Genomic DNA, 11,595 nt, shown 5'->3' with positions numbered 1-11,595 from the left:
CGACGCGGATCACACCGCGCCCGGCGCGGATCACACCGGGCGCACGAACCGGGTCACCCCCGGCCCACGATGCGCCGGACCCGTCAGTCCAGCGCCGACAGGTCCAGCACGTACTCGATCCGCGACCACTGCCCGTCCGGCTGTCCGCCTTCGTCCAGGACGAGCGCGGACAGATCTTCCAGGACCTCCGGATCGAGTGCGGCGAGGCCCGCACGGTCGGTCCACAGGTGGGTGACCCATTCGTCGGCGAGCGCTTCGGTACTCACCTCCGTGATCAGGACCACCGACGCCCCGGCCGCACCGGCTGCCACGATCTCCACCACGGCGGCCGGGCTGTCGGCCTTGCCGTGCCGGAAAGTGCGCGATTCGTAGGTCAGCTCGGTATCGGCGTGCACGCGGGCCACCACGGCGGCCAGATCGTCGTAGGAGACCGGGACGCCGTCTGCCGCCAGATACGCCACATCGCTGCCGCGCAGCGGCCGGACGCGGTCGGCATAGGTGACCGGTCGCGGCGACTGCGCACCGATCTCCGGATCGTCCGGCACCAGCCAGTCCACCTCCGGCAGGTCCGGCGCAGAGCCCGCCACGACCCCGGCCCCGACCGAGAGCCCCGCAGCCGTGGCTGCGTCCACCGCGTCGGCGGCCACCAGTGCGGCCCCGGCCTTCAGCACCGCCCAGGTGGTGACCGCCGCGTCGACCCCGCGGTCGAGCCGGACCACCACACCGGTTCCCGGCCCGTGACCGCGCGCGATCAGGACCCGCGCGAGGCGCGACGACCGCGCGTCCAGTTCCTGGTAGGTGATCTCTTCCTCACCCCATACCAGGGCCGGACCTTCCGGATCCTCCTCGACCGAAGCGCGCAGCGTCTGCGGCAGCGCGGTACCCGACGAGGCGGTGTGGGCCGCCTGCGGTGCGGATGCCGCCATCCGTTCCCGTTCGGCGGCATCGAGGATATCGATCTCGCCGACACGGATCTGCGGGTCGGCGGCCACCGCGGCGAGGATGCGTTCGAACCGGCGACCGAAGGATTGGACGGTCGATTCGTCGAACAGATCGGTCGCGTAGTTGAACACCGACCAGAGTTCGCCGTAGCCGCCGTCGGCATCGCGCTGCGGGGCGACACCGATCTGCAGATCGAACTTCGCGGCCAAAGCACCCTCGTCCAGGGCCTGAACGGTCAGGCCGGGCAGATCGACGACGGCCCGTTCGTTGTTCTGGAACGACAGCGCCACATCGAAGAGCGGGTTCTGCGCGGTCGCCCGGTCGGGCAGAACCGCCTCCACCACTCGTTCGAACGGGATATCGGCATTGGCGAACGCCGACAGATCGGTTTCGCGCGCATGGTCGAGCAATTCGGCGAACGGCATGGCCGGATCAATCTTGGTCCGCAGCGCCAGCGTATTGACGAACATGCCCACGAGATCGTCGAGGGCCCGCTCACCGCGGCCGGCGACCGGGGTACCGACGACGACATCACCAGCGCCGGTCAACCGCGACAACAGCACCGCCACCGCGGCATGCAGCACCATGAACAGCGTGACACCCCGCGCCCGCGCGGACTCGTCCAGCAACCGGTGCACTTCGGCGTCCACGCCGAAGCTGTGGAGCCCACCGCGCAGCGACGGCACCAGCGGCCGCGGCCGGTCCAGCGGCAGCTCGACATCGGGGGTGACCCCGTCGAGTTGTTTCTGCCAGTAGGCCAGCTGCTCGGCGGCGACCGAGCCGCCATCGGAATCGTCACCCAGCACGGTGCGCTGCCAGAGCGCGAAATCCGCGTACTGCACCGGCAACGGCGACCAGCCCGGCGCGTCCCCGCCGACCCGGGCCAGGTAGGCCGTCACCAGATCCCGGGCCAGCGGCGCCATGGACGCGCCGTCGGCCGTGATGTGGTGCGCGACGAATGCCAGCACATGATCGTCCGGTCCGGTTTCGAGCAACAGCGCCCGGACCGGGACCTCCTGCGTGGCATCGAAACCGGTCGACATCAGCGCACCGATCCGGGCCACCGGATCGTCGGCCGATTCGACGGTCAGCCCGCCGGGCAGCACCTGCGCGGCCGGCAGGATCTCCTGGTACGGCAGCCCGTCGGCGCCGGCCGGGTACCGGGTCCGCAGCGATTCGTGCCGCTCCAGTACATCGGTCACCGCGGATTGCATAGCCGCGACGTCGAGGGTACCGGTGAGCCGGATGGCCAGCGGAATGTTGTACGCGGCCGAACTCGGATCGAACTGGTTGATCAGCCACATCCGGTGCTGGGCCAGCGACAACGGCAGCCGCTCAGGGCGCGGGCCGGCTTCGAGGGCCTTGCGGCCACCGGTTCCGGCGTGCTGTTCGACCCGCACCGCCAAACCGGCGACAGTCGATGCCTCGAACAGCGCCCGCACCGGCACCGTGGTGTCCAGCGCCGCACCCAGCCGGGCCGCGACCTGCGTCGCGATCAGCGAGTTACCACCCAGCTCGAAGAAATCGTCATCCGCACCGACCCGATCGATCTCGAGCACATCGGCGAAGATTCCGGCCACGATCTCTTCGATCGGGGTCGAGGCCGACCGGAATTCCCGGGCCTCGAACACCGGCTCCGGCAGAGCCTTGCGATCCAGCTTCCCGGACGCATTCAACGGGAACTCGTCGAGCACCACGAACGCGGCCGGAACCATATAGGCCGGAAGCCTGCCCGACAACTGTGCGCGCAACTCGTCGGTATCGACCACCGCGTCCTTGGCGGGCACCACGTACCCGACCAGCCGGTCACCGGTATTCGGATCCGACTTCGCCACGACCACCGAACGCGCCACCGCCGTTTGCTCGGTCAGCGCCGCCTCGATCTCCCCGAGTTCGATGCGCTGACCGCGCACCTTCACCTGGAAGTCCGAGCGGCCCATGTAGACCAGCTCGCCGGCGTCTGTCCAGCGCACCACGTCACCGGTGCGGTACATCCGCTCACCGGTACCGAACGGATCCGCAACGAACCGGTCCGCACTCAGATCCGGCCGGCCCACATAACCGCGAGCCAGCTGGGCACCGGCCAGGTACAGCTCACCGGTCACACCCACCGGAACCGGCCGCAACCGCGAATCCAGCACGTACACCTGCGCATTCCACACCGGGCCACCGATCGGGACCGCGCCCGTCACCTCGCCGGCGACCGCCGCGTGCGTGGCGTGCACGGTGAACTCGGTCGGGCCGTAAAGGTTGTACAGCGCCACATCGGACACCCGGCGCACGGCCGCGACCACGTCACCGGTGAACGCCTCACCCGCCACGAACAGCATCCGCAGCGACCCCAGCGCACTCGGATCCGCGGCGGCGCTCTCCGCGAACACCGACAGCATCGACGGCACGAACGACGTCGCCGTGACACGCTGTTCGGCGATCACCGACGCCAGGTATTGCGGATCGCGGTGGCCGTCGGGTTCGGCGACCACCATCCGGGCGCCGACGGTCAACGGCGCGAACAACTCCCACACCGACACGTCGAAGGTCGCGGGGGTCTTGAACAGCACCACATCATCGCGGTCCATCCCGTATTCGCCCACGATCCAGGCGATCTGGTTGGCGACCGACCCGTGCGATACCGCCACACCCTTCGGGCGACCGGTCGAACCGGACGTGAAGATCACGTAGGCGGTGTTGCCCGCCCGCAGCGGCGCGACCCGGTCGGCGTCGGTGACCGGGGTGTCGGCGTATCCGGTGATATCCACGGTGTCCAGGTCGAACACCGGCACGTCGGTGCCGAGCGCTTCGGCATCGGCCGTGGTCGACAGGACGCATACCGGTGCCGCGGTATCCAGGATGTGCCGGATCCGTTCGGCCGGATGCGCCGGGTCCAGCGGCACATAGGCACCACCGGCGGCGGCGACCGCGTACATGCCGGCCACCAGATCCAGCGACCGCGAGACCAGCAGCCCGACCAGCGATTCCGGGCCCACCCCCTGCGCGATCAGATGCCGGGCCAACCGGTTGACCCGCGCATCCAGCTCCGCATAGGTGACGTCGGCACCATCGGAGGTGACCGCGACCCGGTCGGGGAACTCGGCGACCGCCCGATGGAATCCGTCGAGCAGCAACGCCGCGGACACCGGGTGAGCGGTGGCGTTCCAGTCCGACAGCACCCGCGTCCGCTCCGCCGGGGCCAGGATGTCGAGATCCCCGACCGGTGCCGCCGGATCGGCCACTACCGCGGTCAGCAACCGGGTGAACCGATCGGCGAACCCGGCGACCGTGGCCTCGTCGAACAGATCCGTCGCGTAGATGAACTTGGCGGTGACACCGCGGGCGGTGTTCGCCCCGTCCTCGGCGGGGCCGATCCGTTCGGCGAGTTCCAGATGCAGATCGAACTTGGCTGTCTCGATGGGCGAATCGATCCCGCTGATCGCCAGCCCGGGTAGTTCGCCGCTGACCTGCGGGTTGTTGTTCTGCAACGACAGCATCACCTGGAACAGCGGATGCCGCGCCTGCGACCGCACCGGGTTCAGCACCTCGACCAGCCGCTCGAACGGCAGATCCGCATGCCCGAACGCGGCCACGTCGTTACCGCGGACCTGCTCGAGCAGCTCGGCGAAGCCGGCGCCGGAGTCGATCGGCGTACGCAGGGCGAGGGTATTGACGAACATGCCGATGACCTCGTCGAGCGCACGTTCACCACGCCCGGCGACCGGGGTGCCGACGACAACGTCGGATTCGCCCGACAACCGCGACAGCAGCACCGCGAACGCGGCGTGCACGACCATGAAGAAGGTCACCCCGCGGCTGCGCGCGAGTTCGACCAGTTCGGCGTGCACCGCATCGTCTATCTCGAAGTCCAGGCTCGCGCCCCGGCCGGAGGCCACCGCGGGCCGCGACCGGTCGGCCGGCAGATCCAGCTGCTCCGGAATACCGGCCAGTTCGCCTGCCCAGTACCCGATCTGCGCCGCGATCACCGACTCCGGATCGTCCTCCGAACCCAGTACCTGCCGCTGCCACAGCGCGTAATCCGCGTACTGCACCTCGAGCGGGAGCCAGCCCGGCTCGCCGCCCTCGATCCGGGCGCTGTAGGCGGTGACCACATCGCGGGCCAGCGGTCCCATGGAGAAACCGTCGGAGGAGATGTGGTGTACGACGACCACCAGCACGTGCTCGGTCGGGTCCACCTCGAACAGCCGGACCCGGAACGGCACCGCGGCGGTGACATCGAACCCGGTGCCGACGAATTCGGCGACCCGCGCGAACAGCTCGGTTTCCGAAACGTCCACCGTGGTCAGGTCCGGGATCACCGCCGAGGTGGGCACCACCTGCTGGTACGGGGTCCCGTCCACCTCGGGGTAGTACGTGCGCAGCGATTCGTGCCGCGCCAGCACATCGGCGATGGCGATCTGGAGGGCCTGCCGGTCCAGCAGACCCGACAACCGCACCGCGATCGGCAGGTTGTCCGCGGCCGATTCCGGATCGAACCGGTTCAGGAACCACATCCGCTGCTGCGCCAGCGACAGCGGCACCCGCTCCACGACCTCGCCCGAGGGCAGGGTATGCGTCGGCCGCGGCTGCGGTACCAGGGGCACCCGGCCGCCCGCGCCCGAATGCGTTTCGGCGCGCGCCGCCAGCGCCGCCACCGTGGATGCCTCGAACAGTTCCCGCACGGCGAGATCGGTGTCCAGCGCCGCGGAGAGCCGCGCGGCCACCCGGGTCGCGCTCAGCGAGTTACCGCCCAGCTCGAAGAAATCGTCGTCCGCGCCGACCCGTTCCACACCGAGAACCTCGGCGAACGTATTCGCCACGATCTCCTCGATGGGTGTCGAGGGCGCCCGGAAGACACGGGCCTCGAACACCGGCGCCGGCAGGGCGCGGCGGTCGAGTTTGCCGCTGGCGTTCAACGGCAGCTCGTCGAGCACCACGAACGCGGCGGGCACCATATACGACGGCAGGCGGGCGGACAGGTCCTCGCGCACATCCTCGATATCCAGCGGTGCACCCGCCGCGGGGACCAGGTAGCCGACGAGCTGATCCCCGGTGCGGGCATCGCTGCGCAGCACCACCACGGCCTGCGCGACCTCGTCGCTGTCGGTCAGCGCGGTTTCGATCTCACCGAGTTCGATACGCAGGCCACGCAGTTTCACCTGGAAATCGGAGCGGCCCAGGTATTCGAGCTCACCCGTGGAGTTCCAGCGCACCACGTCGCCGGTGCGGTACATGCGCTCGCCGTCGATGAACGGGCTCGCCACGAAGCGGTCCGCGCTCAGGTCCGGCCGGGCCACGTAGCCGTGCGCCAGCTGTGTACCGGCCAGGTAGAGCTCACCGGCGACACCTACCGGCACCGGCCGCAACCGGCCGTCCAGCACATACACCCGAGTGTTGAACACCGGCGCGCCGATCGGGACGACCGCGGTATCGGCGTCGGTCACCTCGTGGAAGGTGACGTCGACCGCGGCCTCGGTCGGGCCGTACAAGTTGTGCACCGCCGTACCCGTCAGCTCCCGCAACCGCTGCGCCGGCTTGGCGGGCAACGCTTCACCGGAGGAGAACACCAACCGCAGCGACGCACACGTACGCGCACCCGCTTCGCCGGGCAGAGCCGCGACGAACACCGTCAGCAAGGACGGCACGAAGTGCGCCACCGTGACCCGCTCGGTGTCGATCACCTCGGCCAGATACGCCGGGTCTCGATGACCGTCCGGTTTCGCCACCATCAACCGGGCGCCGATCTGCAACGGCCAGAAGAACTCCCACACCGACACATCGAACGTCGACGGCGTCTTCTGCAACACCACATCCGACGACAGCAAACCGTACTCGGACTGCATCCACACCAGGCGGTTCACGATCGCCGCATGCGACACCGCCACACCCTTGGGCCGGCCCGTCGAACCCGAGGTGAAGATGACGTAGGCCGTATTCGACGACCGCAACGGCGCCACCCGGTCGGCATCGGTGATCGGAGTATCGCTGTACCCGGACAGATCCAGCATGTCGATCCGCACCTGGGCGGTATCGATCGGCAGGTCGTCCGCGGAGGTCAGCACGCACACCGGGTCCGCGGTGGCCAGGATGTACTCCGTGCGTTCCGCCGGATGATCCGGATCCAGCGGTACGTAAGCACCACCGGCGACGGTAACGGCGTACATACCGACCACCAGGTCGATCGAACGCCGCATCCCCAGGGCCACGAAGGATTCCGGGCCCACCCCGCGGTCGATCAGCCAGCGTGCCAGCAGGTTCACCCGGGCGGCGAACTCGGCGTAGGACAGCGTCTGCTCGCCGAAGGTCAGCGCGGGCGCATCCGGGGTCCGGGCGAGCTGCGCGTCGAACATCGACACCAGGGTCGCGGCGGAGTCCACCGGATGGGCGGTGTCGTTCCATCCGCGCAACACCAGTTCACGTTCCGCGCCGTCGAGCAGATCGATCTCGCCGAGCGGCCGGTCCGGTGCGGCGGTGAGGGCGGTGAGTACCCGCACCAGCTGGTCGGCGATCCGGCGCACACCGGGCTCGTCGAACAGTTCCCGCAGATAACCCGCGCGAATTCGCAGCGTGCTTCCCAGCGTGGCGATCAGGCTCAGCGGGTAGTGGGTGGCGTCGACCGCGGTCAGTCCGGTCACCGCCATCCCGTCGATATCGGTGGCCTGCTGCTGGATACCGTCGGCGTCCACCGGATACGACTCGAATACCAGCAGGGTGTCGAACAGGTTCGCCTGCCCGGCCGCGGCCTGGATATCGGCCAGACCCACATAGTGGTGGTCGAGCAGATCGGCCTGCTCGCCCTGGGTCCGGGCGAGCAGTTCGCGCGCGGGTTCGGAGGGATCGAAACGCACCCGCACCGGGATGGTGTTGATGAACAACCCGACCATGGTCTCCACACCGGACAGCTGCGGCGGACGACCGGAGACGGTCGCGCCGAACACCACGTCGTCACGGCTGGTGATCCGGCCGAGCAGGATCGCCCACGCCACCTGCAACACGGTGTTCGCGGTGATACCGAGTTCGGCGGCCAGCGCGGCGATGCGGGCGGTGGCCGCAGCATCCAGTTCGAAGGCGTATTCGCCGGACAGCGTTTCGATCTCGTGGGTGGAGGCGCCGCCCACGGAATCCGGCCGGGTGAGCAACGTCGGTTCGTTCACCCCGGCCAGCGCCGACGACCATGCCGCCAGCGAGGCTTCGTGGTCCTGCCGGCCGACCCAGTCCAGGAAGTGACGGTACGAGCGGGCCGCCGGCAATGCGTTGCGGTCGGCGTGTAGCGCGTACAGCCCCAGCAGATCCCGCATGAGCAGCGGCATGGACCAGCCGTCGAGCACGATGTGGTGGTTCGACACCACGAACTGCCAGGTATCGGAGCCGGTCTTGATCAGGGTGAACCTGATCTGCCGCGGTTCGGTGAGATCGAAGCGCCGCAACCGGTCGGCTTCGACGAGATCGTCCGCGGTACCGGTGGCGCTGCGGTCGTGCTCGGTCCAGTCGACCGGCACCTCGTCCAGGACGACCTGTACCGAGTTGCCCGCGCGGTCGGTCACGAAGACGGTGCGCAGGTTCTCGTAGCGGTCCACCAGGGCCTGCGCGGCCGACCGCAGCCGGTCGGCATCCACCCGGCCGGTCAGCGTGAGCACCGCCTGCGCGGTGTACACATCCACCGAGGTGGCAGCGATCTGCGCGTGGAACAGCATGCCGGCCTGTAGCGAGGTCAGCGGCCACATATCGGCGACCGGCAGCGGGAACCGCTGCTCGATGCCCTCGATATCGCGCTGCGTCAGCTCGACGAGCGGGAAGTCGGACGGTGTGTAACCGCCCGCGGCCGCGGAATCGGCATGGCGGGCCACTGCTTCCAGCGCCTGAACCCACAGTTCACCGAACTCGGCGGCTTCGCCCGCCGACAGCTGGGTGGTCGGGTAGCCGATCCGCGCGGTCAGGGCGTCACCGACCACGATGGCGTTGATATCCAGTAGTGCCATGGCCGGCATATCCGGGTCGTAGCCGACGTCCACTGCCAGATCGGCGGTCGGGAGCCAGCCGAAACCGTGCATCTCCTCGGGGATCTCGCCGGCCCCGACGCGACCCAGGTAGTTGAAGTTCACCTGGCCCGGCATATCCCGCGGGAAGTCCGCGGCGGTCTCGGAATTCATGTACCGCAGCAGGCCGTAGCCGACGCCCTTGTCCGGGACCGCGAGCAACTGCTCCTTGACGAGTTTGAGCGCGGCGCCCATGTCGGGGCCGCCGGTGAGCGCGGCCTCGATATCGATCCCGGCCGGGGAGAACCGGACCGGGAACAGCGCGGTGAACCAGCCGACCGTACGAGACAGATCGGCACCGGGCACGACCTCTTCCTCACGACCGTGACCCTCGAGCCGGATCAGCAGCGGATCATCCAGCGGCGCACCCGGTACCCGCCGGGCCCGCCAGGCGGCGGTCGCCAGGACGAGCGCGGTGAGCAGGCCGTCGTTCACACCACCGTGGAACAGGGCCGGCACGGTGGTGAGCAGCGCCCGGGTGACCTCCGGCGAGACCCGCACCGCGTGCACGTCCACGACGCCGGCGGTATCTACCGCCGGATCCATCGGACGCGCGGTGAGCAGCGGGTCGGCGGTACCGGCGACGGTCCGCCAGTAGTCGAGTTCCACGAGCCGTTCCGCGCTGTGCGCATTGCGTTCGAGGGCATGGGCCCAGGTCCGCATGGACGTGACCGGGGCGGGTAGCTCCGGAGTCTGGCCCGCGCTGCGCGCCACGGCGGACAGCACGAGATCGGGCACCAGTACACGCCAGGACACACCGTCGATCGCCAGGTGGTGCGCGATGACCACCAGATGGCCGTGCCGGTCGGCGCTCTCGGGCTCCAGCCAGACGAACCGGACCACGATCCCGGTCTCTGGATCGAGCCGGTCCAGTGCGGCATCGACGGCGGCCGCGGCGATCGCGGACAGTTCGGTACCGGTGGCGGCGCCGTCGAACACGGTGTGGTCGATCAGCGCGTCCACATCGACGCTGCCCGGGGCGGCGGTTTCCACGATCCAATCGCTGCCGGCGGTGTACAGCCGCGACCGCAGCATGTCGTGCCGGTCGATGACCGGGCCCACCACGGTGGCAATGGTTTCCCGGTCGATGCCGGCCGGAAGGTCCAGGGTGATGAGCTGGTGGAACCGGCCGAAGGACCCGGGTCGTTCGGCCATGAACCGCACGATCGGCGTCAACGGCATGGATCCGATACCGCCGCCCGGCATTTCGACGAGCGTCTGCAGGACACTGTCGGCGTCCGCGGATTCGGCGACCGACGCCAGCCCGGCCACCGTCCGCTGTTCGAAGACGTGCCGTGGTGTGAAGACCACACCACGGGCCTTGGCGCGCGAAACCAGCTGGATGGAGACGATGCTGTCGCCGCCGAGAGCGAAGAACGAATCGTCCACACCCACCCGGTCCACGCCGAGCACCTCGGCGAAGACCTCGGCGATGATCTGCTCGACCGGTGTGCGCGGGCCGCGGAAGGCGGTAGGCGCTTGGAACACCGGTTCGGGCAGTGCCTTGCGGTCCAGCTTGCCGGCCGGGGTCAGTGGGATCCGGTCGATGACCATGATCGATGCCGGCACCATGTAGTCGGGCAGGCGCTCGGCGACGTAACCGGTCACAGCGGTGATATCGACGGTGGCGCCTGGGGCCGGGACCACGTACGACACGAGCGATACCGTGCCCGCAGCGTTCTCGTGGCCCGTGGTGACCGCGAAGTCCACGCTGTCGTGCGCGGTTAGCGCGGCGTCGATCTCACCGAGCTCGATACGGAAACCGCGGACCTTCACCTGGAAGTCGTTACGGCCCACGTACTCCACCGCCGGATCACCGGCGGCGTCACGCCGCCAGCGCACCACGTCACCGGTTCGGTACAGGCGGGATCCGGGCTCACCGTGCGGGTCGGCGACGAAACGCTCGGCAGTCAGACCCGAGCGGGCATGATAACCACGCGCCAGCTGAATACCACCGACATACAGCTCCCCGGCCACCCCCTCGGGCACCGGATTCAACCGGTCATCGAGTACCAGCACACGCATACCCCGCACCGGACCACCGATCGTCACACGGTCACCCGCACGCAGCACATCGCTGATGTTCGTGGCAATCGTGGCCTCGGTCGGACCGTACGCATTGTGGAGCCGGCGCTGCGCCCCACCCGCCGGCGCGGTCGACCACTTCGCGACGAGGTCCGCCGAAATGGCTTCACCACCGGAGATGATCACTTCCATGCCCGCGAGGTCCGTGGGGTCCAGCGAGGCCAGCACCGACGGCGTGATGAGGCCGACCGTCACACCCTCACGAGCGATCAGCTCACCCAACTCCGCGCCACCGTAAGTACCCGTCGGCACCACAACCAGCGCACCCGCCGAACCGACAGCCAGCAACAACTCCAGAATCGACGCATCGAACGACGGCGACGCGAACGCCAACGCCCGCGACGCCGAAGTCAACCGATACCGCTCCACCTGCTCCGCACTGAAATTCGCCAGACCCGCATGGCTGACCACCACACCCTTGGGCACACCCGTCGAACCCGAGGTGTAGATGACATACGCGGTGTTCGCCGAAGTCAACGGCCGCACCCTGTCGGTGCCGGCCACCGGTTCGGCCGAATGCCGGTCCAGATCCAGCTCGTCC

The 11,595-nt window shown here is 69.0% G+C and carries 1 protein-coding gene; it reads right to left on the bottom strand.

What is annotated here, in order from left to right; genetic code table 11:
- Nucleotides 1–83: 83 nt before the first annotated feature.
- On the bottom strand, nucleotides 84–11,595 hold an 11,512-nt coding region (locus NS6_RS33340), incomplete at its 5' end, for a non-ribosomal peptide synthetase (RefSeq protein ID WP_157113096.1).

Origin of the sequence: Nocardia speluncae NBRC 108251, assembly GCF_001613245.1 — a bacterium.
GTDB classification, from domain to species: domain Bacteria; phylum Actinomycetota; class Actinomycetes; order Mycobacteriales; family Mycobacteriaceae; genus Nocardia; species Nocardia speluncae.
This window is presented reverse-complemented; position numbering and strand designations above follow the sequence as displayed.